Source organism: Nocardia sp. MDA0666 (genome assembly GCF_003023875.1).
GTDB lineage: Bacteria > Actinomycetota > Actinomycetes > Mycobacteriales > Mycobacteriaceae > Nocardia > Nocardia aobensis.
Genome location: NZ_PYHT01000013.1, coordinates 1 through 25958 on the forward strand (window position 1 = coordinate 1; position 25958 = coordinate 25958).

The window sequence follows — 25958 nt, forward strand, 5'->3', positions numbered from 1 at the left end:
TCGCGGTCATCACCGGGGACAGGTACAGATGCGAAATACCCAATTGCTGCAGATATTCGGCGATCGCGCGGGCGTCGGCGAAGGTCAGGGCGTCCGGGCGCAGTTGCAGTCGGTACGTGCTGCGCACGGGGGTCCGGCGGGCGATCGGGCCGGTGCGGTGTTCGGGGGAAGGGGTGTCTGTCATCTCGATATCGGTGTGGATTCGGAACGGCGGAGAACGAGCAGGCAGCGAGCGGGTACGGCGACCGTGGTCGCTGCGGAATAGGTGGCATCTGCGCGCCCGGTGGGTGTCGAGCAATCCAGCGCCACCGTCCAGTGCGCGCCGAATTCCGGTCCGGGTACGGCGAATTCGAGGGGTGCGTCGTGGGCATTGAAACACAGCAGGAACGAATCATCGCGCACTCGTTCCCCGCGTGGGCCCGGTTCGGCGATCGCCTCGCCGTTGAGGAACACCGCCAGCGAGCGGGCGAAGCCGGTATTCCAGTCGGCGGTCGTCATCTCCGTGCCGCCGGGGGTGAACCACGCGATATCGCCGGCGTGTGCGCCGGGGGGTTCGCCGGGGGTGCCGGGACGTCCGTCGAAGAAGCGCCGGCGCCGGAACACCGGATGGGCACGGCGCAGCGCGAACGCGGCGCGCGTGAACGTCAGCAGATCGGCGTATTTCTGCGCGGCCCCCCAATCCATCCAGGACACCGGCGAATCCTGGCAGTAGGCATTGTTGTTGCCCTGCTGGGTGCGCCCGATCTCGTCGCCGTGCAGCAGCATGGGTGTGCCCTGTGACAGCGCCAGGGTGGCGATCATGTTGCGGCTCTGGCGATCTCGCAGCGCACACACCTCCGGATCGTCGGTGGGACCTTCGATCCCGCAGTTCCAGGACCGGTTGTAGTCCTCGCCGTCGCGATTGTCCTCGCCGTTGGCGTGATTGTGTTTGTCGTTGTAGGACACGAGATCTCGCAGCGTGAAGCCGTCGTGGGCGGTGACGAAGTTGATACTCGCACCCGGTCGGCGGCCGGTGGCCTCGTACAGGTCGGAACTGCCGGTGAACCTCGAGGCGAATTCACCGAGGGTCGCCGGTCGGCCGCGCCAGTAGTCGCGCACGGTGTCGCGGTACTTGCCGTTCCACTCGGTCCACAGCCCGGGGAAGTTCCCGACCTGGTAGCCGCCCTCGCCCACATCCCACGGCTCGGCGATCAGTTTGACCTGACTCACCACCGGATCCTGCTGCACCAGGTCGAAGAAGGTGGAAAGCCGGTCCACATCGTGCAATTCGCGCGCAAGCGTGGCCGCCAGATCGAAGCGGAAGCCGTCGACGTGCATATCGACAATCCAGTACCGCAGCGAATCCATGATCAGCTGCAACGTGTGCGGGTGGCGCACGTTGAGGCTGTTGCCGGTACCGGTGTAGTCCATGTAGTGCGCGGGATCGTCCTCGGCCAGACGGTAGTACGCCGCGTTGTCGATGCCGCGCAGGCCGATCGTCGGCCCGAGGTGATTGCCCTCGCCGGTGTGGTTGTAGACCACGTCGAGGATCACCTCGATGCCGGCGCTGTGCAGTGCCCGGACCATCGCCTTGAATTCGGTGACCGCCGCCCCGGCGCGCGGGTCGGCGGCGTACTCGTGATGCGGCGCCAGATAACCGAAACTGTTGTACCCCCAGTAGTTTCGCAGACCGCGGTCGAGCAGGATCCGGTCGTGCAGGAACTGGTGGACCGGCATGAGCTCGATTGCGGTGACCCCCAGCGACAGCAGATGGTCGATGATCGCCGGATGCGCGATACCCGCGTAGGTGCCGCGCAGTCGCTGCGGAATCGCCGGATGCGTCATCGTCAGCCCCTTGACGTGGGCTTCGTAGAGGACGGTTTCGTGATAGGGCCGCCGCGGCGGGCGGTCGCCGGCCCAGTCGAAGTACGGGTTGACCACCACGCCGGTCATGGTGTGCCCCAGCGTATCCGCGCCGTACGTGTGCAGGGTGGCGTCGGCGGCGAACCGGCCCGCGAAGGCCTTGCCGTAGGGGTCGAGCAGTAATTTGCTGCTGTCGCAGCGTAATCCGCGGGCGGGATCGTAGGGACCGTGCACGCGGAACCCGTAGCGCCGGCCGGGGGCGACGGTGGGCAGATAGGCGTGCCAGACGTACCCGTCGACCTCGTCGAGGGGGATGCGGTGCTCACCGCCCGCGCGATCGATCAGGCACAGCTCGACCTGCTCGGCAACTTCGGAGAACACCGAGAAGTTGGTACCGGCCCCGTCGTAGGTCGCGCCCAGCGGATAGGCGGCGCCCGGCCAGACGCCGAGAGGCGTCATCTCACCGGATGTATCGGGCCGAACCATGTATCGACAGTAACCGTCGTGCCGGAGTCGCCGGTGCGGGTGGGCCGGGTCGTGCCGGGCCGGTAATCCGGTGGCTATCGATGGGCTGCGGTTACCGCAGGCCGCGCCGCCAGGTCTGGCCGACGAGGTCGGCGCCGAAACTGTGGTGCGGCCGGGAGTCGACGAGTTCGAATCCGGCCCGCTGGTAGATCCGCCGCGCCGCGGTGAGCACATCGTTGGTCCACAGCACCATGTCCTGATATCCGGCCTCGGCCGCGAACCGCAGGCACCGCTCGACCAGCGCGGTGCCCACGCCGAGCCCGCGCGCCGACGGTTCCACGAGCAGCAGCCGCAGCCGGGCGGTGGTGTCGTCCTCGCGCACACAGAACACCGCACCGGCCGCGACGCCGCCGGCCTCGGCGATCCACGCCCGCTCGGTGTCGGGGTCGTGCCCGGCCAGGAAGTCGGCCACGATCTTCGCGACCAGCGCCTCGTACTCGGTGTCCCAGCCGTATTCGGCGGCATAGAGCACCGCGTTGCGCTGGATGATCCAGCCGTAGTCGCCCGGGCGCGGAGATCGGAGGCGGACCTCGCTCGTGCGGCCTGCCGCAGACGTGTTCACATGGCCTGCCGCGGTGGCCGGGTCGAGCAGCTCTTCGATCGTGCGCATCGCGGTGCGCAGGCGCTGCCGGTCCGCGGCGCTGTGCCCGGCCAGCAGCTCGGCGATGTCATGCGCGGATCGGCGGTCGAGGTCGTCGGCGGCGGCGCGCCCGGCGTCGGTGAGGTGTACGAGTTGCAGGCGAGCGTCGGACTCGGATCGGTGCCGCCGCACCAGCCCGGCGCTTTCGAAGCGGGCGAGGATCCGGCTCAGATAGCCCGGATCCAGACCCAGTTCGGAGCGCAGCGTGCGGACGCCGAGCGGTCCGGAGTGGGCGAGTTCGAACAGGATTCGCGCCTCGGTGAGCGAGAAGTCGCTGTCGAGCAGATGTTCCTCGAGGACGCCGATCAACCGGGTGTAGCGGCGATTGAACGCGCGCACCGCGCCGACGTCGTCGTGGTCGAGTGCCGCAGTCGTCATGGGCCCTCCCTCCAGTTCTTTGACTGAGTCAAAGATATCGCGCGAACGCCTCGCGGTGGGGGGAACGAATCGTTCGGTCCGCGGTCCCTGTACCGACGTGATTCGTCGCGGTGATAACTTGAACAGCGTTCAAGACCGTCTCGTGAAGGGATCCGCGTGGCCCTGACAGCCGACCAGATCACCGCCCTCGACGCCGCCCATGTGTGGCATCCCTACGGCGGCTTCCCCGCGAGCACCGAACCGCTGGTGGTCGCCTCGGCCGCGGGCACCCGCCTGACCCTCGCCGACGGCCGCGAACTGGTCGACGGGATGAGTTCGTGGTGGGCGGCGGTCCACGGGTACCGGCATCCGGTGCTGGACGCCGCACTGGTCGAGCAGTCGCGGCGGATGAGTCATGTCATGTTCGGCGGGCTCACCCACGAGCCGGCGGTGCGACTGTCCCAGCTGCTCGTGGAGCTGACTCCCGACGGTCTGGACAAGGTGTTCCTCTGCGATTCGGGGTCGGTGTCGGTCGAGGTCGCGGCCAAGATGTGCCTGCAGTACTGGCGGGCGCTCGGACAGCCGGGCAAGCGGCGGCTGTTCACCTGGCGCGGCGGATACCACGGCGACACCTTCACCCCGATGAGCGTGTGCGATCCCGAGGGCGGCATGCACTCGCTGTGGACCGACGTGCTGGCCGAGCAGATCTTCGCGCCCGCACCGCCGGTCGACTTCGATCCCGCCTACGTCGCGGAACTGGATCGGCTGCTGGCCGCGCACGCGCACGAGACCGCGGCGGTGATCGTCGAGCCCGTCGTGCAGGGCGCGGGCGGCATGCGTTTTCATCATCCGCGCTACCTGAACGAGCTGCGCCGGTTGTGCGACGAGCACGGCGTACTGCTGGTCTTCGACGAGATCGCCACCGGATTCGGCCGCACCGGAACGCTTTTCGCCGCCGAGGCCGCCGGCGTGGCGCCCGACGTGATGTGTGTGGGCAAGGCCATCACCGGCGGATATATGACCCTGGCGGCCGCACTGTGCACCACCCGCATCGCCGAGACCGTCAGCGCGGCGCACGGCGGGCTCATGCACGGGCCCACCTTCATGGGCAATCCGCTGGCCTGTGCGGTCGCGGTGGCCTCCGTCGAACTGCTGCTCTCACGGGACTGGGCCGGCGAGGTCGCCGCGATCGAGGCCGGTCTGAAATCGGGACTCGCCGCGGCGCAGGACAATCCGCGCGTGGTGGACGTGCGGGTGCTCGGCGCGATCGGGGTGGTCGAACTCGACCATTCGATCGATATGGTCGCCGCGACCCGCGCCGCCGTCGAGGCCGGCGTGTGGCTGCGGCCGTTCCGCAATCTGGTCTACACCATGCCGCCGTTCATCAGCAGCGCCGACGATATCGCGCGCATCGCCGCCGGCGTCGTCGCCACCGCCGCGGCGGGGTGAGCCGAATTCCCTTCCGGCCCGCCATTTGTCGTATATCCGAAATTTATTTTCGTGTGATATGGTGACTGCGAGCGCGAAAATTCCTGTCTATCATCGGCATTCGCCCGGTGATATCCACCGGGTCCGCAGGACGGTGAAAGGGAATTCGATGATCGGCACCGAACCCAGTCGCACGGCGATGATGGCGGCCGCGGCCCGCGCGGCCCATTTGCTGATCGACAGCGAGCCCTATCTGTTCCGCGACACCATGGCCTCCGCCCTGCTCGGCCCGCATGCGGAAGAGCTCATCGGCTACCACCTGCACAACGGTGACCATCCGCTGCTGGCCGCGGTCCGGGCGCAGGCGACGGTGCGCAGCCACTGGACCGAGCAGCGCCTCGCCGAATCGGCCGCGGCGCAATATGTCGTTCTCGGTGCGGGACTCGACAGTTTCGGATATCGCGGTCCGGCCGAAGGAATCCGGGTATTCGAGGTCGATCATCCCGGCACCCAGCGGTGGAAAAGGGAAATCCTCGCCATCGGCGATATCCAGCCGGTCGGCGAGGTGATTTTCGTACCCGCCGATTTCGAAGGCGACGAATTGCCACGGCAATTGGCCGATGCCGGATTCGACCGTGAACGTCGCGCCGTGGTCAGCTGGCTCGGAGTCAGCATGTATCTCACTGCCGAGGCGATCGGCGCCACACTGGCCGCCCTGTCCGGTCTGGCCCCGGGGTCGGAACTGGTGATGGAGTACATGCTCGATCCGGCACTGCGCGACGGCAACGGGCACGCCTACGCCGAATCCGTCCAGCCCGTCACCAGCGCACAGGGCGAACCGTGGCTGAGCACCTTCACCCCGGAAACCCTCGACGACGTCCTGCGCCGGTACGGATTCGCCACGGTCGAGCACATCAGCCACCGAGCGGCCGTACCGGCGGGCTGGTGGGAGCGGGCCGATGCGCTGCAACCGGTGGATCTGTGCCGGCTGGCACATGCGCGCATCGGCGGCTGACCTGCGGCGGCGTGCGCGGTGTGTTTGGCTGGACCCCGACGCCTACGAGCCGAGGAGTGGGGAATGCGGGCACTGCGAGTGATCGTCGTCGGCGGGGGAATCGGCGGTATGGCCGCCGCGATCGCGTTGCATCGGCGCGGACACGACGTCCAGGTCTGGGAGCGAGCCGCCGCCGTCGGCGAGGTCGGGTCGGGACTGACCCTGTGGCCCAACGGGTTACGTGCGCTCGATGCGATCGGCGTGGGCGCGCAGGTGCGCTCGCGGGCGATGGCCGATACCGAGGGCGGAATCCGTGACCGCTCCGGCCGCTGGCTGACTCGCACCGACACCGAGAAATTCGCCGACCGGTACGGTCCGGTGGTGGCGGTCCATCGTGCGGACCTGTTCGACATCCTGCGCACGGCGCTCGGCGAAAACCGCCTGCGCCTGGGAGTCACCGTCACCGGGGTCGACATCGAAGACCGTTGGAGGACAGGTGAACCGGGAGGCGAGAGCCACCGCGGCGAACATTCGAAGGGGGGACATGCCTCGCCGGCGGTGGGCGTTCTGCACAGCGGGGGAGTGGAGACGGCGGATCTCGTAGTCGGTGCCGACGGCCTGCGCAGCGTCGTGCGGACCGCGGTCTGCCCGCGCGCCCGCCCACCCCGCTACGCCGGATACACCGCGTGGCGAATGATCACCGAACCGTTGCCCGGCCTTCGCCAGGGCGGCCAGATCTGGGGCAGCGGTGAGATTTTCGGCATCGTCCCGCTCGCCGATCATCGGGTGTACATGTTCGGTGCGGTGAACGCGGCCGAAGGCGAGCGCGCGCCCGACGGCGAATTCGCCGAAGTACGGCGACGTTTCGGCGCGTGGCCCGACCCGGTTCCGCGACTGCTGGGCGCGGTGTCGCCGGATTCGGTGATGCGCCACGACATCTACCAATTGCCCGATCTGCCGACGTTCGTCCGCGGACGCGTCGCGCTGCTCGGCGACGCCGCGCACGCCATGACGCCGAATATGGGCCAGGGCGCGAACCTCGCCCTCGAGGATGCGGTCACCCTGGCCGCGTTGCTCGACAACGGCGAGATCGACGACGCGCTGCGCCGCTACGACGCGCTGCGTCGCCCGCGCACCCGGGCCCTCGCCCATCAATCCCGGCGGATCGGAACTGTCGCGCAATGGTCGTGGACGCCTGCGGTGCGTGCCCGCGACACCGCGTTGCGGCTGATGCCCGGCTGGGCGATGCCGCGCGCCTTCGCACGCGCGCTCGACTGGACGCCGCCGGCCTGACGGGTTCGCCACCTGCGGCGGGCACGGTGGATCGCACCCGCCGCCACCGTCCTGAACGCCGTTCAAGTATGCTTCCGAGCTGTGAACGAGGATCCGTTGAGCTGGTTGGACGAGCGTGCGGGTGACCGGGTGCGCGCCGGGTTGCGGCGGCAGTTGCGGGCGCGACCGGCTCACAGCGATCTCATCGACCTCGCCTCCAACGACTACCTGGGTCTTTCGCGCCACCCCGAGGTGATCGCGGGCGCGGTCGAGGCGGTCCGGACCTGGGGCGCCGGCGCGACGGGATCGCGGCTGGTCACCGGCACTACCGTCGCGCACGAGGACTTCGAGTCCGACCTGGCCGACTTCGTGGGGGCGCAGGCGGGGCTGGTCTTCGCCTCCGGCTATGCCGCCAACCTCGGTGTCGTCACCGCACTGGCCGGCCGCGGCGCGCTGGTGGTCTCCGACGCCGGTAGTCATGCCTCGCTGGTCGACGCCTGCCGGCTCTCGCGGGCACGGGTGGAGATCGCGCCGCATCGCGATGTCGAGGCCGTCGACCGGCTGTTGTCGCAGCGGACGGAGGAGCGTGCGCTGGTACTCACCGATTCGGTGTTCAGCGCCGACGGCGACCTCGCGCCGCTGACCGACCTGCATCGGGTGGTTCGCGCGAACGGTGCGGTGCTGATCGTCGACGAGGCGCACGGCATCGGCGTGCGCGGCGACGGCGGCCGCGGCCTGGTGCAGGAACTCGGCCTGGCCGGGCAACCGGATCTGATCGTGACCGCCACCCTGTCGAAAGCCCTTGCGGCGCAAGGCGGAATCGTGCTTTGCGACGAACGGGTACGCGCCCACCTCATCGATACCGCGCGCACCTTCATCTTCGACACCGGATTGGCGCCCGCCGCGGTGGGCGCCGCCCATGCGGCGTTGCGGCTGCTGCGCAAGGAACCGGAGCTGGGCGGACGCGTCCTCACCCGGGCCGCCGAGATCGCCCGCGTCGCCGGTGTGCCGCAACCGGATTCGGCGGTCGTGTCGGTGGTGCTGGGGCAGGCGCAGGTGGCCTTCGACGCCGCACAGCAGTGCCGGGCGCGCGGTCTGAGCGTGGGCTGTTTCCGGCCGCCGTCGGTGCCGGAGGGCACCTCGCGGCTGCGGTTGACCGCGCGTGCCGACCTCACCGACGCCGAGATGGAGATCATCGCCACGGTGCTGGACGAGGTGCTGACCGCAGCGCGGGACCCGCGGGCCGCCTGAGTGATGCGAGAAAAGGAGCGAGGCGATATGAGCAGGTTGATCGTGACGGGCACCTCGACCGACGTCGGGAAGACCGTCGTCACGGCCGCGCTGGCCGCGGCGGCGCGTTCGGCCGGGCGCACGGTCGCGGTGTGCAAACCGGCACAGACCGGCATGGCTCCGGGCGAAGCCGGCGACCTCGCGGTGATCGAGCGGCTGGCGGGTGTGTCCCGCACGCTCGAACTGGCCCGCTATCCCGAACCGCTGGCCCCCGACACCGCCGCCCGCCGCTGCGGGCAACCGCTGCTCACCCTCGGTGAGACGGTGGCCGGCATCGACTCGCTGGCCGATGCCGACCTCACCCTGATCGAGGGCGCCGGTGGCCTGCTGGTTCGGGTCGGGGAGTTCACGCTGCTCGATCTGGCGCAGAAACTCGACGCGCCGGTGCTCGTGGTCGCGGCCGCGGGGCTGGGCACCCTCAACCACAGCGAACTCACCACCCGGGCCCTCGCCGCCGCCGGTGTGCGGTGCGCGGGGCTGGTCATCGGATCCTGGCCGAGCGCACCGGATCTCGCCTCCGAATGCAACCGAACCGACCTGCCGGAGGTCACCGGTGTCGAGGTCGTCGGGGTGATCCCCGAGGGCGCCGGACAGTGGCTGCCCGAGCGATTCGCCGACACCGCCTCCGGATGGTTCCACGCCGACTGGGTTCGCCGATACCTGGGCTGAGCCGCTCGTCGCGGTGAGGCCCCCGTTCGTGTCGGTGGGGCCTGGCAGGATGCGGGGCATGAGCGCAACCGGGGAGGATGCCCGCGACTATGCCCTGTCGCTGCCGGAGACGTCGGAGCAATTCGCCTGGGGGATGCCCACTTTCCGGGTCGCGGGCAAGCTGTTTCTGACCCTGCCCGAGGCCGAGACCTCGATGGCGGTGCGCTGCCCGATCGTCGACCGCGACGAACTGGTCGTGGCCGAACCCGGGAAATTCTGGATCGCCACGCACGAGGCCGGTAACGCATGGGTGCGCGCCCGGCTGGCCGCCCTGGACGACCGGGCCGAATTGGAGGCGATCATCCTCGATTCGTGGCGCCAGGCCGCACCCCGCCACCTCCTCGACGACCAGCGGTAATCGACAACGGGTATCACCGCGCCGCGTCGCGGGACGGATGCGCCGGTCGCGAACGCCCTTACAGTGGGTAGGGATGTCCATGCGAGATCGGCACCCTTCCACGGTCGCGGATTACGACGATGCGCGACGGCGGGCCCGGCTGACCGAAACCCGTGTGGGGCACCGCTGGCGGACGCTGGGGCGGACGCGGCGCGTGCTGCTGCGGGCGGCGCTGGTCCCGATCGTCGTACTCGTCGTGTTCGCGCAGTACTGGCACTACGACGTTTCCCCCGAGCAGGCACGGCTGGCGCGCACCGATCCCGCGGTGCTGCCCATCTCGGGCCCGGCCGCCGCGAGCGACCGCGATACCGCGGTCTTCGACCTCGTCGGCCTCGGTTCGCTCGATGCCTCCGACACCGCGCGCGCCCTGCCCTCACTGCGGCAGCTGGGTTCGGTGTGGGCGGTGCGCTACGACAACACCGGTATCGACACCAAGGTCATCAGCGATCTGATCATCCGCGTCACCGAGGCCGCCCGCATCCACAAGGTGGTGCTGGTCGGCCACAGCATGGGCGGGGTGATCGCACTCGAGATCGCCAAGCACATCCACACCCACAGCACGCGCACCCTGTCCGGGGTGATCCTGGATTGCACGCCGGTCGACCTGGCCGCGGTGCGGCCGGAAAGCCGCGACCAGGGTGAGGATCTGCTGCGCTGGTTCGGCTGGTTCCCCGGCGCGCGGGAGAGCCGGGGTTTGCGGCTGCTGGCGGAAACCTATTCCCGCCGTGACCAATTCATCGACTACGGCTCCGATCCGCCGGGGATCCGGACTGCGTCGCTGGGCCGCACGGTTACCGATGTGCTGCGACAGAAGATCTTCAACACCGATGCCGCCAGCAACGGCCTCATCGAGGATCAATTCAAGGCCATCGTCGCCAGCGGCGCGATCGACGACCTGCACGCGCTGGCGAAGCCCGCGTCCGGCAAAGCCCGCCCGGCCGTCGTCTTCATCCGCCCGCACGATCCGTACCGGGATTCCGTCGTGGACGACGAATACACCCATCGCGCGCTGATCGACACCGTCGGCGGTGTCGACGGCACGCTCCTGGTGGTGCTGACCCGCAGCACCGGGCATGCCGATCCGCGGCAGCATCCGCGCGAATACAACACGGTGATCGCGCAGCAGATCGTGCCGTTCATCGGGCTGGTGCACTCCGAGCAGACCATGGGTATGCCGTGATCCGGCGCGTGGTTCAGTGCACGGCGTCGTCGAATGCCGGGCGAATATCCGAGGGCGGCAGCATATTCCACCGCTCCAGTTGTGCCCGCACCTGCTCGGCGGCATCGATGTTGAGCGGGCTCGACGTCCAGAGCACATAGGGCAGGTTGAGGAACCGCTGCTCGGTCACCGCGCGCAGCCGGTTGATGCCGGGTTTGGCGCGCAGCGCGTCCACCTTCTGAGCGAAGCTCTGCCCCGGATAGTCCACGAAGACGAGGGCGTCCGGGTCGGCGGCGGCCAGGCGTTCCCACGACACCGCCGTCCACGTGTCGGCCACATCGTCGAGTGCGTTGCGGGCACCGGCCGCCTCGAGGACGGCCTGGGGGCCGCCGAATCTGCCGCTGGAGAAGATGGTTTCGCTCGCCGTGTCGAAGACGAACAGGGTCGGCGGGGTGGCGGCCCGCGGCGCGGCGCGCAAGCGCTGGAGGCGGGTATCGATGTCGGCGACGAGTGCGGTGGCCCGGTCGGGATGACCGGTGATCGCGCCCAGATTCGACAGATCCGCGCGCAGCGCCGCCCACGGTTCGACGGTGCCGCGTTGCCGCTGACCGGCGTGCGGTCGGCAGCTCTCGGTGAGGATGTAGGGCGCGATACCGTTGGCGCGCAGCGTATCCGGCGTGAGATCGGTGGCCTCGCTGTAGCCGTAGTTCCAGCCGGCCACCATCACGTCGGGGCGCCGGGCCAGCACCGTCTCCCGGGACGGCGAGCTCGGCGCGACATTGTCCAACCGATCGACGACGTCACCGTAGTGCCGCCGCAGGGTCGCGACGTCCTGTTGCAGGCCGGCCACCGCGGCCACCGAATCCAGTGCGCCCAAGGCCAGCGTCATCGCGACCATATTGGTGTCGTTGACGAACATGCGCTGCGCCGGAGCCGGAAAGCGCACCTGCTCACCGCAATTGGTGAGGATCAGATTGCCGTCGGAGGTCTGCGCGGGGCCACACGCCACCAAGGATGCGACAGTCGACCCGATGGCGAGCCATCGCAGAAGTTGCATATCGTCTAAGCCTCCGTATTCGGTTCCAGCAGAAGATGTGTCGCGCCCGTCTCCGGATGCCGCACGCGCGCCGCCCGCACATCGAAGACCGTGGCGAGAATCTCCGAACTCAATGCTTCCCGCGGTGCCCGCAGGTCCGAAGCGGATCCGTCGTGCACGACCAGCACCCGGTCGCAGTAGCGGTCGGCCAGGGTCAGATCGTGCAGTGCGACCACGACGGTGCGGCCCAATCTCCGAACCAGATCCAGGAGCGCGAGCCGGTGGGTGATGTCCAGGTGGTTGGTCGGCTCGTCGAGCAACAGCAACGGGCTCGTCTGCGCCAGGGCCCGGGCCAGCAGCACTCGCTGCCGCTCACCACCGGACATCCGACGCACCGGGCGATCGGCGAACCCGCCGAGATCGACCGCGGCCAAGGCGTTCTCGACCGCGCGGCGTTCGGCCGGACTGCCGGCGCCCCACGGCGGCAGATACGGTGTGCGCCCCAGCGCGACCACCTCACCGGCATACAGATCGGCGGGCGGCTGCTCGTCCTGTCCGACGAGGGCGACCAGGCGAGCACGCCGGCGCGGCGACATCGCCTGCAGCGCCTCGCCGTCGACCAGAACCCGGCCGGTCCGCGGTCGCAGCAGTCCGGCCAGTGTGCGCAGCAGCGTCGACTTCCCGGCGCCGTTGGGTCCGACGATGCCGATCACCTCACCGGGCCGGACCTCGAAATCGACGTCCGTCAGAACGACTCTGCCGCGCGGACCGCATGTCAGCCGCTCCACCCGGAGTGCCGCGGCGGCGGTTTCCGGCGGGTCGGAGGCGAGCGGCCCGTTCACGCGGCACCGAATCGGTAGTGCCGCCGGCCCATCAGCAGCAGAAACACCGGCGCGCCGATCAGCCCGGTGAGTACACCCACCGGAATTTCGGTGGGCCGCACGAGAACTCGTGCCGCGGCGTCGGCCACGACCAGGAACAACGCGCCGCACAGCGCCGCGACCGGCAGTAATCGCCGATGGGTGGAGCCCACCAGCATCCGCGCCGCATGCGGTACCACCAAGCCCACGAAGCCGATCCCGCCGGACACCGCGACCAGCACGCCGACCAGAATCGCCAGTCCGACGAACAACCCGTATCGCAGGGCCCGCACCGGCACACCCACCGATGCGGCGGTCTCGGCGCCCACGCTCAACGCGTCGAGCCACCCGTGTACGGCCAGCAGAGTTGCCGCCGCGAGCGCAACGACGGTGGCGGGCACCGCGATTCGTGTCCAATCGGCTCCGGCCAGGCTGCCGAGCAGCCAGAACAGCACCGACTGCGCGGCCTTCGGGTCGGCGCTGCGGAAGATGAGATAGCTGCTCAGCGCCGAAAACGCCGATCCCAGCACGGTTCCGGTCAGGACGAGGCGCAGCGGCGTCAACCCGCCCTGCGCCATCGCGATCGCGAACACCGTGGCCGCCGCCGTCAACGCGCCGGCGAGCGCGCCGCCCGACAGCGCCCAGATTCCGGCGCCGGCGAACAACCCCGACGTGATCACGGCAGCGGCGCCCACCCCCGCGCCCGAGGACACACCCAACAGATAGGGATCGGCCAGGGGATTGCGCACCAGCGTCTGCATGGCGGCCCCGGCGAGCGCCAGGCCCGCCCCGACCACCGCGGCCAGGATCGTGCGTGGAACCCGCAACTGCCACACGATGGTGTCGAAGGCGGAATCGACCGCACCGGAGCCGCCCAGATGTCCGCCCAGGACCTCGAGCACCGCTGGGATCGGAAGCGGTTCGGCGCCACACGCGGTCGCCACCACCATCGCGACGAGCAGCGACGCCAGCGTTACGGGGACGACGATCGTTGTCCGGACGCGATTCATCGCCGGAACTCCACAGGCATCACGCGACCTCTTCAGAGCAGTGCCCGGCGACCGAGGTCTGACTCCCGCAGCGGGCCCGCACGTCGGCGCCCGCCCGCGGTCACAGTGGCGCGACCGTTCCGGATTCTCACCGGATTCCCGCGCCGCCGGGAATGACGGTCCCGAATACTACCGTCCGAAATGTCCGGCTAGCGCACCCGGCTCCCGAGCAGATGCAACACCCCGCCCACGAACAGCTGCAACCCGAAGTCGAATCGCTCGGTGGCCGAGGTGTTCTCGTAGAGCGGGGAATCCTCCTCCGCCAGCGCGCCCGCGGAATCCATCTGCATTCGCGACTGCTCGTCCACCGTCTCGCCGAGGACGTAGTACAGCAGCGTGTAGGCCGCCAGATCGGCCTCCTCGCGGGTCATGCCGCCGCGAATCAACGCACTGGCCAAGCGTTCCCGGCCCTTGCTGGTGGTCAGGCGGGAGGCGTAGGTCGCCGAGACCACCTCCGCACCGTCGCGATAGGCCAGCAGACACGACCGCAGCCGATGTGCGAGTTCGCTGATCTGGCCCGGCCAGTCCGCGGCGGCGACCGGTTCCTCCATCGGGGTGAGGATGCGGTCGGCGACCGCGCCGAGCAGCGCCTGCTTGTTCGGGAAATGCCAGTACAGCGCCCCCGGCTGCACGTGCAGAGCGGTGGCGAGGCGGCGCATGGTCAGATCGGCGAGCCCGTACTGATCGAGGATGGCGATGGCACCGTCGATCACATCCGCCCGATGTAGCTGCACTTCTACCCCTCGCGTGTTTTGACTCACTGACCCCGCTACCCTAGCCTGAACACCGTTCAAGTTGCACGGCATGGACGCGCAGGCCCGGAGGCGGCAGCCGGCGTAACCACGGAGGGCCCAGTCCATGCCGCAATAAGCACGGCCGCACCGGCCGGACGAAGGGATTCGTGCTGTGACGCAGGCACCCGTGAAGACCGACATTCTGGCCACCGCGCGCGAGCAGGTTCTCGAACGTGGCGTCGGACTGACTCAGGAGCAGACCCTCGAGGTGCTGCGCTTGGGCGACGACCAGCTCGAGGCGCTGCTGGAGCTCGCGCACGAGGTGCGGATGAAGTGGTGCGGCCCGGAGGTCGAGGTCGAGGGCATCATCTCGCTCAAGACCGGCGGCTGCCCCGAGGACTGCCACTTCTGCTCGCAGTCGGGCCTGTTCCAGTCGCCGGTGCGCGCCGCCTGGCTCGACATCCCGAGCCTGGTCGAGGCCGCGAAGCAGACCGCCAAGACCGGCGCCACCGAATTCTGCATCGTCGCCGCCGTGCGCGGTCCGGACGAGCGGCTGATGGCGCAGGTCGCCGCCGGCGTCGAGGCCATCCGCAACGAGGTCGACATCCAGGTCGCCTGCTCGCTGGGCATGCTGAACCAGGAACAGGTCGATCAGCTCGCCGCGATGGGCGTGCACCGCTACAACCACAACCTCGAGACCTCGCGCTCGCACTTCCCGAACGTGGTCACCACCCACACCTGGGAGGAGCGCTGGGACACCCTGCGCATGGTGCGCGAGGCCGGTATGGAGGTGTGCTGCGGCGGCATCCTCGGCATGGGTGAATCCCTGGAGCAGCGGGCCGAATTCGCTGCCAACCTGGCCGAATTGGAGCCTGACGAGGTTCCGCTGAACTTCCTCAACCCGCGCCCGGGCACCCCGTTCGGTGACCTCGAGGTGCTGCCCGCGGCCGATGCGCTGCGCGCCGTCGCCGCGTTCCGGCTCGCGCTGCCGCGCACCATCCTGCGTTTCGCGGGCGGCCGGGAGATCACCCTCGGCGACCTGGGCGCCAAGCAGGGCATCCTCGGTGGCATCAACGCCGTGATCGTCGGCAACTACCTGACCACGCTCGGCCGCCCCGCCGAAGCGGACCTGGACCTGCTCACCGATCTGAAGATGCCGATCAAGGCGCTCAACGAGACCCTCTGAGCTCCCGCGGCCGCGGCGGTTCGGGTATTGTCGAGCAGCTGGAGAGCTGCACTTCATGAGGGGTTTCGCGAATGGTGGTCCAGATGCCACAGCCTGATATGCAAGAGCGCTACAACCCGTACACCGGGAAGCGGATCGTCGTGGGCCTCGACGATCCGGTGCCGGCGGCCGCGGCCCTGGGCCTGGAACCGCCGCGCTTCTGCGAGCAGTGCGGTCGCCGGATGATCGTGCAGGTGAGTCCGGACGGCTGGTGGGCGAAATGCTCACGGCACGGGGTGATCGATTCCCACAGCCTGGATCATCGCTGATGACCTCCCGCGGCGCCGCCGCAGCCTCTCCCGCACCGCGCGAGCTGCGCGCGGCGCTGTGGATCGTCGCGGCGGTGCTGGTGGTCAGCATCATCGGCGGCGGAGTGTGGGCCATGCTCGCACCGACCGAGAAGGTCTTCGTCGTCGAACCCGGTAGCGGTATGGCGCTCACCGGGGAAAGCGCGCATCGCTTCGACGCGGTGGCGATCTTCGCCTGCGTCGGCCTGGTGACCGGACTGCTGAGCGCCGCCGCGGTGTGGCGCCGGCGCGCGATCCGCGGGCCGATCATGCTGGTGAGTCTGCTGATCGGTTCGCTGGCCGGAGCCTGGGTGATGTCGTGGTTCGGCGAACAGGTCGCGCGCTGGATCCACCCCCGCTCCCACAACCCGCCCGTGCACACCGTCGTGGAGCTCGCGCCCACCGTCGAAGGCTGGACCGCACTGCTGCTGCAACCGCTGGTCGCCGGACTGGTCGTGCTCCTGCTCTCGGCGCTGAGCACCTCCGAGGACCTGGGAAGCGGACGCGGTGAAGCGCTGGAACCCGCACCGCACACCCCGCTGTCCGAGGTGACCTACGGGCCCTACCATCGGCCCGGGTCATATCAGAAGGCCGATTTCCAGCGCTGAGTTGTCGCGAGGGCGTTGCGCCACTGGACAATACCGTGGTGCGCGGCCCTAACCTGTAGCAAGCCGGTCTGCACGCTGCGGTGTTCCGGCACCGTCTACTGAACCGAAGAGCCCTGCTCGATCGGCTGGGGGGAGTGGCGGGAACGCCTGTCGCAGATGGCGTATCGGCCTCCGTGTGGATGACCAGTCCTCGAACCCCGGATCGCCGTTTATTCGATGGCGATCCGGGCTCACGCTCGTTACCGTTGCGCCGGATCAGTCAGGAGGGGAGGTGTAGGAATGGCAGGAGTGCAGGCGCGATCGGAAAGTGATTGTGCGGCAATCGAACCGAGTGAGCGGCCCGATCTCAGCGCGTGGCGGCGGCGGCACGAACTTCGCAGATCGGCTGCGGCGCAGCCGGTGGCGAACAAGCGCACCTATCGGCGCACGGTCAAGCATCGGGATCGGCAGTGGTGAATCGGCGGGAGTAAATCGGCCGGGGAGAGATTCAGCGCCCGTCGTGGGTGGCGTGGTATTCGGATTCGATCTTCTTCTCCTGGCGCCGTTCGCGCAGCTTCCACACGATCAGTGCCAGGACGACGATCACCACTACCGCGATCGCCATATCGCGGCCGACGGTTTTGGCGACCTTCTCGTAGGAATTGCCGGCGACGTAGCCGAGGACCACGAAGGTCGTTCCCCAGACGATGCCGCCGATGGCGTTGAACGAAAGGAACTTCGGGTAGGGCATACGGGAGGCGCCGACCAGGGCCGGCATCACCGCGCGGAAGAAGGCGGTGAAGCGGCCGAGGAAGACGGCCCAGCCGCCGCGGCGGGCGAGGAAGTCCTGCGCGTTATCCAGGCGGCCGCGGTGTTTGTCCAGGTAGGAGGCGGCGAGAAGGCGGCTGCCGAAATGTTTGCCCACCTCGTAGCCCACCGAGTCGCCGATGATCGCGGCGGCCACCACCAGCAGGATCATCGCCCACAGCAGCACATGGCCCTGGCTGGCGGCGACACCGCCGAGAACGGCCGCCGTCTCGCCCGGAATCACGAAGCCGACGAAAATCGCGTCCTCGGCGAATACGAGCAGACCGACCGTCAGGTAGATCCACACCGGCGCGATATCGAGAATCCGGTGCATCAGCGATTCCATTCCGCCGACGCTACCGTGCGCGGACCGCAGGCGTCCGCCCGTCCCGGGGAGGCGGCCACGCGCCGCCGGCTCACGCAGCGGTGGAAGCGGACCACATCACGCATAGCTCGGAACACACCGTGCAAGCCGTTCACCCTGGGGGTCGCAGTGCCGCGAATTCGTCGGTCACGCGGATCTCGTCGTCGGTGAACCGATAGACCGCTGCGGGCCGTCCACCCGATTTACCCGGTGCGGCGGTCTCCCCGGTCGGCGTGATCACTTTGCGGCGGCTCAACACTCGTTGCAGGTTCGTGGTGTCAACATCGTAACCAAGTGCGGTGCAATAGATTTCGCGCAACGTCGACATGGTGAACGACGAAGGTGCCAGGGCGAAGGCGATATTGGTGTAGGACAGCTTCGCCGCCAGCCGGGTGCGGGCGTGGTGGACGACGGTGCCGTGGTCGAACGACATGTTCGGCAGGGCCGACACCGGATGCCAGCGGGTGTCGGCGGGCAGTTGCGGGTCCGCGGTCAGTGGCACCAGTCCCAGATAGGCCGAGGCGATGCGGCGTACCCCGGGCACTCGGTGCGGATCGCTGAAGACCGACAGCTGCTCGATGTGCCACAGCTCACGTACATCGACCTTCTCGGCCAGCTGACGGCGGGCGGAGGTGTCGAGATCCTCGTCGTCGCGCAGCCGGCCGCCGGGCAGCGACCAGGTGCCGGTCTGGGGTTCCATCGCCCGCTGCCACAGCAACACCCCGAGTTCGGTGCGGAGGCCGTGATTGCCGCGCGGACTCTGCGGATCCACCGGTTCGCTCGCAATCACCGAGTGATCACCCTCTGGACCTGCGGTGACGGTGTCCATGAAGCGACGAACCTGGAACACCGCGGTGAGCGATTCGTGAATGGTGCTACTATGGGCCACGTTTTCGATTGTAAGTCGAAAACCGGGTTGAAGCGAATCGGCCCGGGGTGATGCGCGTGGCGCGAGTGCCGCGCGCATGAGGAAGGAGCCATGCCATGGCGTCAACGAGTCTGACGACAGCGACCACTGGTCCGACGACGCGGGCATTCGCAGCGCAGGTCATCGACGGTCCGGACGGGTTCGGCGGAGTCGAGGCCACACCGGAGTGGGCGCAGGAGATCAAGCGGCTGGCGCGCGAGCGCAACGCCACCATCCTGGCGCACAACTACCAGCTACCCGAGATCCAGGATGTGGCCGATCACGTCGGCGATTCCCTGGCCCTGTCGCGGATCGCCGCCGAGGCGCCCGAGGACACCATCGTGTTCTGCGGCGTGCACTTCATGGCCGAGACCGCGAAGATCCTCAGCCCGGACAAGACCGTGCTGATTCCGGACCAGCGCGCGGGCTGCTCGCTGGCCGACTCCATCACCGCCGACGACCTGCGCGCGTGGAAGGCCGAACATCCCGGCGCCGTCGTGGTGTCGTATGTGAACACCACCGCCGCGGTGAAGGCGCTGACCGACATCTGCTGCACTTCGTCCAATGCCGTGGACGTGGTCGCCTCCATCGATCCCGACCGCGAGGTGCTGTTCCTGCCCGACCAGTTCCTCGGCGCCCACGTGAAGCGGGTGACCGGGCGCGAGAACATGCACATCTGGGCCGGTGAATGCCACGTGCACGCCGGCATCAACGGCGACGAACTGACCGAACAGGCCCGCACCCATCCCGATGCCGAGCTGTTCGTGCACCCCGAATGCGGGTGCGCCACCTCGGCTCTGTACCTCGCGGGGGAGGGGGCGTTCCCGGCCGACCGGGTCCACATCCTGTCCACCGGCGGCATGATCGACGCCGCGAAGGCCGCGCGGTCCACCCAGGTCCTGGTCGCCACCGAGGTCGGCATGCTGCATCAGCTGCGCAAGGCCGCCCCCGGCATCGACTTCCAGGCCGTCAACGATCGCGCGTCCTGCAAGTACATGAAGATGATCACACCGGCCGCGCTGCTGCGCTGCCTGACCGACGAGCTCGACGAGGTGCACGTCGATCCGGAAACCGCAGCGCTGGCACGCAATTCGGTGCAGCGCATGATCGCCATCGGCAATCCCGGCGGCGGCGAATAGCACCGGCACCCGCCTGCGGGCGGGCCGGAAAGGTTCGATCGATGATGATGACGCCTTCGATCGGCTGGGAAGCCGAAGCTGATCTGGTGGTGATCGGTGGCGGTGTCGCGGGTTTGACCGCGGCCCGCACCGCCTCGCTGCGGGGGTTGCGGGTCCTGACCCTGAGCAAGGGTGGCCCGACGGATACGTCCACGCAATACGCACAGGGTGGGATCGCGGTGGTCGCGCCGGACGGCGACACCGTCGACTCGCATGTAGCCGACACCGTCGACGCCGGAGCGGGACTGTGCGACGCCCAGGCGGTGCGCTCCATCGTGTCGGGCGGCCGGGATGCCGTCGCGGCGCTGACCGATCTGGGCGCGGTCTTCGACCTCGGCCGCGACGGTCAGGTGTCGCGCACCCGCGAGGGCGGCCACAGCACGCGCCGCATCATCCACGCCGGTGGTGACGCCACCGGCGCCGAGGTGCAGCGCGCGCTGAACGCCGCCGGACTGCCGATGCTGTTCGGCACCGCCGCCCTCGACATCGTCACCGGGCCCGACGGGGTGCGCGGTGTGATCGTGGTGTCGGATCAGGGTTTCGGCGTCGTCCACGCCCCGGCCGTCCTGCTGGCCACCGGCGGCCTCGGACAGCTCTACGCCTGCAGCACCAACCCGCCCGGGGCCACGGCCGACGGCATCGCGCTGGCGCTGCGGGCGGGTGCACTGGTCGCCGATCTGGAATTCGTGCAGTTTCACCCCACCGTGCTGTTCAGCCCCGGCGGGCTGGGGCGGCGGCCGCTGATCAGCGAGGCGGTGCGCGGGGAGGGCGCGGTGCTGGTCGACTCGAACGGTGATTCGGTGACCGCCGGTGTCGATCCGCGGGGCGATCTGGCGCCGCGCGATATCGTCTCCAAGGCCATCGCCGCCCGGATGCGACAGCTGGGCACCGATCACGTGTATCTCGACGCCCGCGCGATCGACGGTTTCGCACAACGGTTTCCGACGATCACGACCTCGTGCCGCGCCGCAGGCCTGGATCCGCGCACCGATCTGATCCCGGTCGCGCCGGCCGCGCACTTCCAGTGCGGCGGCGTCGTCACCGATACGCACGGGCGCACCGCCGTCCCCGGCCTGTACGCGGCCGGTGAGGTGGCGCGCACCGGTCTGCACGGCGCGAACCGGCTGGCGTCGAACAGCCTGCTCGAGGGTTTGGTGGTCGGCGAGCGGGCGGGGGCCGCCGCGGCCGAGCGGGTCGCTTCCGCTCCGGAGGTGACGGCGGTGCCGGAGACGTCGCTGCCGCGCATCGATCGCACCGCGCTGCAGCAGTTGATGTCGGCACACGCCGCCGTGGTGCGCGACGGTGACGGGCTGCGCGGGGCGATGCTGCGCGTGCTGCATCTGCGGGGCAGCGGCACGGCGAAGTCCGGGACCGCGGATGCGCCGGAAGACGCTGCGGCACAATCGGATAACGGCACGACGGCCTTCGCGCAGGCGAATTCCGATGCCGCGGCGGCGGAAAGGCCCTCGCCGCAGGCGGTTTCGCGGTTGCACGGCGAGCAGGCCGGAGTGCTGGCCGCGGTGGAGGATGCCGCTCTGACACTGGCCGCACGGACCCTGCTCCTCGCGGCCACCGCCCGCGCCGAAAGCCGCGGCTGCCACACCCGATCCGATTACCCCGATCCGCGCGAGGAGTTGCGGCGCAGCGTCGCGATCCGGCTCGGCGACGACGGCCGCCCGCAGGTCGTTGCCGATCCACTCACCACCGCCGACCCCCTGCCGGCGGTGAGCGCCCGATGACCGCCACGCACATGCCGAGGAGTAGATGATGGCACTGGACCCGCAACTCGACCCCGGGGAACTGCGCACCCTGATCCGCACCGCTCTCGACGAGGATCTGCGCTACGGGCCCGACATCACCTCGGTGGCAACCGTTCCCGCCGAGGCGACCGTCAAGGCCGCGATGGTCTCGCGGCAGCCGGGCACGGTCGCGGGCATCGATGTAGGGCTGCTGGTGCTCGACGAGGTGATCGGCGCTGGGAACTACGAGGTGACCGATCGTGTCGCCGACGGCACCCGGGTCGGCCCCGGCGACGCGGTGCTGACGGTCGTCGCGCCGACCCGGCAGCTGCTCACGGCCGAACGCACCATGCTCAACCTGGTCACCCACATGTCCGGGATCGCCACCGCCACCGCCGCCTGGGTGGACGCGGTCGAGGGCACGAACTGCCGGATCCGCGACAGCCGAAAGACCCTGCCGGGTCTGCGTGCGCTGCAGAAGTATTCGGTGCGTGTCGGCGGTGGCGTGAACCACCGCATGGGCCTCGGCGACGCCGCCCTGATCAAGGACAACCACGTCGTGGCCGCCGGATCGGTGGTCGCCGCGTTGCGCGCGGTGCGCGAACTGAAGCCCGACATCGAATGTGAGGTCGAGGTGGACAGCCTCGACCAACTCGACGCCGTCCTCGCCGAAGACGTGGAACTGGTGCTGCTGGACAACTTCCCGCTGTGGGCCACCCAGGCCGCCGTCCAGCGCCGCAACAGCCGCTCGCCGCGCACGAAACTCGAATCCTCCGGCGGACTTTCACTCGAGGCCGCCGCCGACTACGCGCGCACCGGAGTCGACTACCTCGCGGTCGGCGCCCTCACCCATTCGGTGCGGGTGCTGGACCTGGGCCTGGATATGTAGGGGTCAGCCTTTACCGGGGCGGTCCGGGCGGATCAGCTGGTGAGTTCGCGTTCCAGTGGAGTCCGGAAGCGGGGGATGGCGCGCACGTCGCCGTACCAGGCGGCGGTGCGCTCGACCTCGGCATCGATCAGTGCCTTCGCGTCGGCGCCGACGTCTTCCAGTAGCCGCCAGGCGATTTCACCGTCGGCGCGCTGCGCCCAGCCGCCGACGATGCGGCCGTCCACCCAGATACTCGGGCCGATATTGCCGTTGGTGTCGAACAGGGCCGGGGTGTGCGGGCCGAGGAACCAATCGCGCGACTGCCAGCCCATCGGCGTCGGGTCCAGGGCGGGCAGCAGCGCCGCCCACGGTCCGGACTCGGGTTCGGGGCCCGTATCGTCGGACAGGATCACTCCGGGTCTGCCGTCGAGGTCGACTTCCGTGAGGTCGAGACTCGACAGTGTCTTGCGCACATCCGTTTTCGTCCACCCGGTCCACCAGACCAGATCGTCCACGGGAGCCGGTCCGAAGGCGCGCAGCCAGCGGCGGGCCAGTTCGGCGCGCGCCGCGTCGAGTGCGATCGGCGCGGCATCGGGCAGCCATGCCTCCCGGGGCGCCCAGGTGTACTGGCTGCTGGTCCAGCTGCCGTTGGGGCGCCCGCGCACGATGAGCCCGTCGCATCCGAGGATGAGCAGCACCCAGGTGGTGATGTTGGTCGGTTTCGAATACGGCTTGCCGGGTGCGGTATCGACCTGGGTGCGCAGCCGGGGCACGGCGGCCGACAGTTGCGCGCCGGTCGCGCTCCCCCGAGCCAGCAACTCGCGGTGGGTTTCGTCGGCCACTTCGGCCAGCCAGGCGTCGATATCGCCCTCGACGGCCTGGGCCAGGTACTTCCCGTAGTTGCGGCGCTGCTTGACCGCGAGCGCGTCGGCCACCGCGGCCTGCAGCACGGGAACCAGGCCGACCGGCGCGACGAACATGGTCCGGCGCATCGCCAGCAGCCGCAGCAGCGACCGATCGTCGTAGAGGGCGCGCTCCACGTCGGCGGGCGCCAGGCCGCGGGTACGGGCGCACACCGACAGGTACACCGTCGCGGGATCGGTGGCGTGCAGAGCGACCATCGATTCGGCGATATCGGCAGGGTCGGTACCACGGAATTCATGGGCGAGCCGATGCCGACGGGCCAGCCGCGCGCGTCGCTGAGCGACCGTGATCGAACGCATGGTCGAATCCTAGCCTGCTCGGCCCCCGTTTCGGATGCGCTGGACGAGGAAATGCGCCGCCCGGTCCAGAGCTTCGTCCGCCTCGTCGAGAATGCCGGTGAAGGACTGAAAGACATGAGGCACATCGGCGGTCACGTCGAGGATGACGTCCACGCCGGCTTCCCGCGCGCGTGCGGCCAGGCGAGTGGAATCGTCCAGCAGCATTTCGTTGGTCCCCACCTGGAGCAGGATCGGCGGAAAGCCGGTGAGATCGGCCGAGACCGCGGGGCTGAGCAGCGGCTGTTCGGCATCCTGCCCGGCGAGATACATGGCGCCGGTGTGGTCCAGGCTTGCGCGGGTGAACACCGGGTCGATGCCGGCTTTGGTTTCCATACTCGCCCCCGTGCGGGTCATATCGAGACCGGGGGAGAAGGCCACGATCGCGGCGGGCAGCGGCAGGCCGGCGTCGCGGGCGGCGAGAGCCGTCGTGATGGTCAGGCCACCGCCCGCGGAGTCGCCCGCGAAGGCGATCGCCGACGGTTGCGCGCCACTGTCGAGCAGCGCGCGATAGGCGCCGAGGGTGTCCGCTATCGCGGCCGGGAACGGATGTTCCGGCGCGAGCCGGTAGTCGACCGAAAGCGCCCGGAAACTCGTCTTGCGCACCAGGTTTCCGGTCAGCGTCATCGCCGTCTCGGGGGAACCGAAGACGAAGCCACCGCCGTGGAAGTACAGGATCGTTCCGGCTCCGGCCGACTCCGGCGGTTCGACGAGTACTGCGGGCCGAGTACCCAGTGTGGTCGTCCGCGTCCGTATTCCGGACGGGACGGCCATCTGCGCCATCAGTGTTCGGAATTCGGCCCGTATCTCGGCCACGGATCGCGGCTGCGCGGGTTGTGGCCGACGCAGCATCGCCTCGACCTGCGCGCGTTGTTGTGCGCTCATATACTATACACCTTCCTGGGAACTATATTCCTGTACAGTATATGCCATGGAATCTAGTTCGGGCTCGGATCCCGTGGATCTGCCGACGCTGTTCGCCGATCTCGTCCGGTGCGAGACACGGCTGTACAACGCCGTCAACGACCGGCTCCGGGAACGGCACGGCATCGTCGCGTCCCAGTTCGAAGCGCTGCGTTTTTTGCGCGATCATCCGGAGGCTCGGGTGGCCGATCTCGCGGCCGAATTCGCGGCCGGTATCGGGGCGATCAGCAAGGGCGTCGACCGGCTGGTGGCCCGGGGATGGGTCGTGCGCAGGCCGCATCCGTCGGACCGCCGCTCGTCGGTGCTGGCCCTGACCGAGGACGGTGCCCGGCTCGTGACCGCGGCCGAAGAGAGCTTCGCGGAGCGGCTCACCGAGCTGTTCGGCGCCATCGCGCCCGATGCGTCCCTGCCGGCCGTGGCGCGCACGCTCGCGCGGCTGCGCGGCGAACTCGAACGCGGCCGGATCGGCATGCCGGCGGGGTGATTGCCGCGGGGCGAACGCGGCCGGTCGCAGTGGTGGGAAGGATGCGGGACGCGCGGTCGTTGATCATGGGGGCGAACGACGGTGACAAGACAGGAGAAGTCATGACGGAAAATCCGGCCCCGGCCTCGAACTGGGACGGCGCGGCACTGGATCTGCCGGCGTATCTCGCCCGCATCGGCTTCACCGGAGAGCCGGCGCCGACCCTCGACACCCTGCGCGCGCTGCAGTACGCGCACACCACCACCATCCCGTTCGAGAACATCGAGCCGGTGCTGAAACGACCGGTGCTGCTGGACCTTCCGTCGTTGCAGGACAAGCTCGTCCGATCCCGGCGCGGCGGCTACTGCTACGAGAACGTGGGTTTGTTCGCCGCCGCACTGGAGCGGATCGGCTTCGGCGTCACCGGATTACACGGACGGGTGAGTATGGGCGCGCGCGGTGAGATCCGCCCGGCGACGCACGCGTTGCTGCGTGTGACCACCGCCGACGACGAGCGGGTGTGGCTGTGCGATGTCGGTTTCGGGTCCGGGCCGCTCGCCCCGCTCGAACTGAATCCCGATGCGGGGGAGGTGCGCGCCGGTGACTGGCGATTCCGGCTGGAACGCACACGCGGCGAACTCGATTCGGAGCTGTGGGTGCTGCACCACTTCGCCCGCGACGGCTGGATCGATCGCTACAGCTTCACCCTGAATCCGCAGTACCGCATCGACTACGCGGTCGGCAATCACTTCGTCTCCACATTTCCGCGTTCACCGTTCGTGACCCGGCCGTATGTGCAGCGGTTCCGGCCGGACCGCCACGACATCGTCGACAACACCACCTGGATCACCGAATATCCGGACGGCACCTCGCACAGCCGTGACCTGCCGCCGGCCGATCTGCCGAAGATCCTGGCAGCCGAATTCGATATCGAACTCGCCGACGCGGATGCGGCGAAACTGGCGGCAGGGGTCTGGCTGCCACGCTGACGAGTGGCGGTGCGGCTGACCGGCGGCCCGCGCGCGACGGCCGATTACCCCGCCGCGGCGGCTCGCGGCG

General features: G+C 69.2%; 26 protein-coding genes and 1 riboswitch. Of the genes, 15 read left to right on the forward strand and 11 right to left on the reverse strand.

The window, feature by feature from the left end; genetic code table 11:
• From C8258_RS18765 to C8258_RS18775, 3 genes are all read right to left on the reverse strand, one after another.
• The coding region (locus tag C8258_RS18765) for a hypothetical protein (protein ID WP_146161274.1) at positions 1 to 184 on the reverse strand (184 nt) is incomplete at its 3' end.
• Complete coding sequence (gene glgX, locus C8258_RS18770; protein ID WP_106956320.1) at positions 181 to 2328, reverse strand: glycogen debranching protein GlgX; 2148 nt, start codon at positions 2326 to 2328, stop codon at positions 181 to 183. The genes glgX and C8258_RS18765, both read right to left, overlap by 4 nt.
• A gap of 91 nt (positions 2329 to 2419) precedes the next feature.
• Positions 2420 to 3385, reverse strand: coding sequence for a bifunctional helix-turn-helix transcriptional regulator/GNAT family N-acetyltransferase (locus C8258_RS18775; protein ID WP_106956321.1), 966 nt, complete (start codon positions 3383 to 3385; stop codon positions 2420 to 2422).
• A gap of 156 nt (positions 3386 to 3541) precedes the next feature.
• On the opposite strand from C8258_RS18775, the gene C8258_RS18780 reads away from it, so the two are divergent.
• From C8258_RS18780 to C8258_RS18810, 7 genes are all read left to right on the forward strand, one after another.
• The gene (locus tag C8258_RS18780) at positions 3542 to 4813 is read left to right on the forward strand and encodes an adenosylmethionine--8-amino-7-oxononanoate transaminase (RefSeq protein WP_106956322.1); all 1272 of its coding nucleotides are present in this window, start codon (positions 3542 to 3544) and stop codon (positions 4811 to 4813) included.
• Positions 4814 to 4961: 148 nt separating this feature from the next.
• On the forward strand, positions 4962 to 5807 hold the full coding sequence (locus tag C8258_RS18785) for an SAM-dependent methyltransferase (protein ID WP_199195761.1): 846 nt from the start codon (positions 4962 to 4964) through the stop codon (positions 5805 to 5807).
• Between the two features lie 63 nt (positions 5808 to 5870).
• On the forward strand, positions 5871 to 7079 hold the full coding sequence (locus C8258_RS18790) for an FAD-dependent monooxygenase (RefSeq protein WP_106956323.1): 1209 nt from the start codon (positions 5871 to 5873) through the stop codon (positions 7077 to 7079).
• An 81-nt stretch (positions 7080 to 7160) separates the two neighbouring features.
• Positions 7161 to 8309, forward strand: a complete 1149-nt coding sequence (locus C8258_RS18795; RefSeq protein ID WP_106956324.1) for an 8-amino-7-oxononanoate synthase — start codon at positions 7161 to 7163, stop codon at positions 8307 to 8309.
• Positions 8310 to 8336: 27 nt separating this feature from the next.
• Positions 8337 to 9017 carry a dethiobiotin synthase gene (gene bioD, locus C8258_RS18800; protein WP_106956434.1) on the forward strand — a complete coding sequence of 227 codons (681 nt, stop codon included), beginning with the start codon at positions 8337 to 8339 and terminating at the stop codon, positions 9015 to 9017.
• A gap of 58 nt (positions 9018 to 9075) precedes the next feature.
• Positions 9076 to 9414: an MmcQ/YjbR family DNA-binding protein gene (locus C8258_RS18805; protein WP_106956325.1), complete on the forward strand. Its 339-nt coding sequence runs from the start codon at positions 9076 to 9078 to the stop codon at positions 9412 to 9414.
• A 73-nt stretch (positions 9415 to 9487) separates the two neighbouring features.
• Positions 9488 to 10633: an alpha/beta fold hydrolase gene (locus tag C8258_RS18810; RefSeq protein ID WP_106956326.1), complete on the forward strand. Its 1146-nt coding sequence runs from the start codon at positions 9488 to 9490 to the stop codon at positions 10631 to 10633.
• Between the two features lie 13 nt (positions 10634 to 10646).
• Here the strand turns inward: C8258_RS18810 and C8258_RS18815 are convergent, their stop codons facing one another.
• The 4 genes from C8258_RS18815 to C8258_RS18830 all read right to left on the reverse strand — a co-directional run bounded on the left by C8258_RS18815 (position 10647) and on the right by C8258_RS18830 (position 14291).
• Positions 10647 to 11669: an ABC transporter substrate-binding protein gene (locus C8258_RS18815; protein ID WP_106956327.1), complete on the reverse strand. Its 1023-nt coding sequence runs from the start codon at positions 11667 to 11669 to the stop codon at positions 10647 to 10649.
• Between the two features lie 5 nt (positions 11670 to 11674).
• Entirely contained in the window at positions 11675 to 12490 is an 816-nt protein-coding gene (locus C8258_RS18820; protein ID WP_106956328.1) for an ABC transporter ATP-binding protein, read from the reverse strand.
• Positions 12487 to 13518, reverse strand: a complete 1032-nt coding sequence (locus C8258_RS18825) for an iron ABC transporter permease (RefSeq protein ID WP_106956329.1) — start codon at positions 13516 to 13518, stop codon at positions 12487 to 12489. The genes C8258_RS18820 and C8258_RS18825 overlap by 4 nt, the downstream gene beginning before the upstream one ends.
• A 55-nt stretch (positions 13519 to 13573) precedes the next feature.
• Positions 13574 to 13658, reverse strand: a riboswitch (cobalamin riboswitch).
• 48 nt (positions 13659 to 13706) lie between these two features.
• Positions 13707 to 14291, reverse strand: a complete 585-nt coding sequence (locus C8258_RS18830; protein ID WP_106956330.1) for a TetR/AcrR family transcriptional regulator C-terminal domain-containing protein — start codon at positions 14289 to 14291, stop codon at positions 13707 to 13709.
• 172 nt (positions 14292 to 14463) lie between these two features.
• On the opposite strand from C8258_RS18830, the gene bioB reads away from it, so the two are divergent.
• From bioB to C8258_RS18845, 3 genes are all read left to right on the forward strand, one after another.
• Complete coding sequence (gene bioB / locus C8258_RS18835) at positions 14464 to 15477, forward strand: biotin synthase BioB (RefSeq protein WP_106956331.1); 1014 nt, start codon at positions 14464 to 14466, stop codon at positions 15475 to 15477.
• Between the two features lie 83 nt (positions 15478 to 15560).
• A complete protein-coding gene (locus tag C8258_RS18840) occupies positions 15561 to 15785 on the forward strand; it encodes a hypothetical protein (RefSeq protein ID WP_036500577.1) in 225 nt (74 codons plus the stop codon).
• A complete protein-coding gene (locus tag C8258_RS18845) occupies positions 15785 to 16411 on the forward strand; it encodes a DUF2567 domain-containing protein (RefSeq protein WP_106956332.1) in 627 nt (208 codons plus the stop codon). The genes C8258_RS18840 and C8258_RS18845 overlap by 1 nt, the downstream gene beginning before the upstream one ends.
• 487 nt (positions 16412 to 16898) lie before the next feature.
• Here the strand turns inward: C8258_RS18845 and C8258_RS18850 are convergent, their stop codons facing one another.
• Positions 16899 to 17543, reverse strand: a complete 645-nt coding sequence (locus tag C8258_RS18850) for a DedA family protein (protein ID WP_036500485.1) — start codon at positions 17541 to 17543, stop codon at positions 16899 to 16901.
• A 130-nt stretch (positions 17544 to 17673) separates the two neighbouring features.
• Positions 17674 to 18450, reverse strand: coding sequence for an NUDIX domain-containing protein (locus C8258_RS18855; RefSeq protein ID WP_063064751.1), 777 nt, complete (start codon positions 18448 to 18450; stop codon positions 17674 to 17676).
• Positions 18451 to 18545: 95 nt separating this feature from the next.
• Here C8258_RS18855 and nadA point away from each other — a divergent pair, with 95 nt between their 5' ends.
• The 3 genes from nadA to nadC are packed head-to-tail and all read left to right on the forward strand — an operon-like array spanning position 18546 to position 22274.
• Entirely contained in the window at positions 18546 to 19607 is a 1062-nt protein-coding gene (gene nadA / locus C8258_RS18860; protein ID WP_106956333.1) for a quinolinate synthase NadA, read from the forward strand.
• A 41-nt stretch (positions 19608 to 19648) separates the two neighbouring features.
• Positions 19649 to 21385 (forward strand): L-aspartate oxidase, encoded by a 1737-nt coding sequence (locus tag C8258_RS18865; RefSeq protein WP_369974772.1) that lies wholly within the window; start codon positions 19649 to 19651, stop codon positions 21383 to 21385.
• 28 nt (positions 21386 to 21413) lie between these two features.
• Positions 21414 to 22274 carry a carboxylating nicotinate-nucleotide diphosphorylase gene (nadC, locus tag C8258_RS18870; protein WP_199195771.1) on the forward strand — a complete coding sequence of 287 codons (861 nt, stop codon included), beginning with the start codon at positions 21414 to 21416 and terminating at the stop codon, positions 22272 to 22274.
• Between the two features lie 32 nt (positions 22275 to 22306).
• Here the strand turns inward: nadC and C8258_RS18875 are convergent, their stop codons facing one another.
• Both C8258_RS18875 and C8258_RS18880 read right to left on the reverse strand, forming a co-directional pair.
• Entirely contained in the window at positions 22307 to 23476 is a 1170-nt protein-coding gene (locus C8258_RS18875; protein ID WP_106956335.1) for a winged helix DNA-binding domain-containing protein, read from the reverse strand.
• A 9-nt stretch (positions 23477 to 23485) separates the two neighbouring features.
• Positions 23486 to 24397, reverse strand: coding sequence for an alpha/beta hydrolase (locus C8258_RS18880; protein WP_106956336.1), 912 nt, complete (start codon positions 24395 to 24397; stop codon positions 23486 to 23488).
• Positions 24398 to 24470: 73 nt separating this feature from the next.
• On the opposite strand from C8258_RS18880, the gene C8258_RS18885 reads away from it, so the two are divergent.
• The gene (locus C8258_RS18885; RefSeq protein WP_199195762.1) at positions 24471 to 24920 is read left to right on the forward strand and encodes a MarR family winged helix-turn-helix transcriptional regulator; all 450 of its coding nucleotides are present in this window, start codon (positions 24471 to 24473) and stop codon (positions 24918 to 24920) included.
• 101 nt (positions 24921 to 25021) lie between these two features.
• Positions 25022 to 25888: an arylamine N-acetyltransferase gene (locus C8258_RS18890; protein ID WP_106956436.1), complete on the forward strand. Its 867-nt coding sequence runs from the start codon at positions 25022 to 25024 to the stop codon at positions 25886 to 25888.
• The last annotated feature ends 70 nt before the right edge of the window (positions 25889 to 25958 follow it).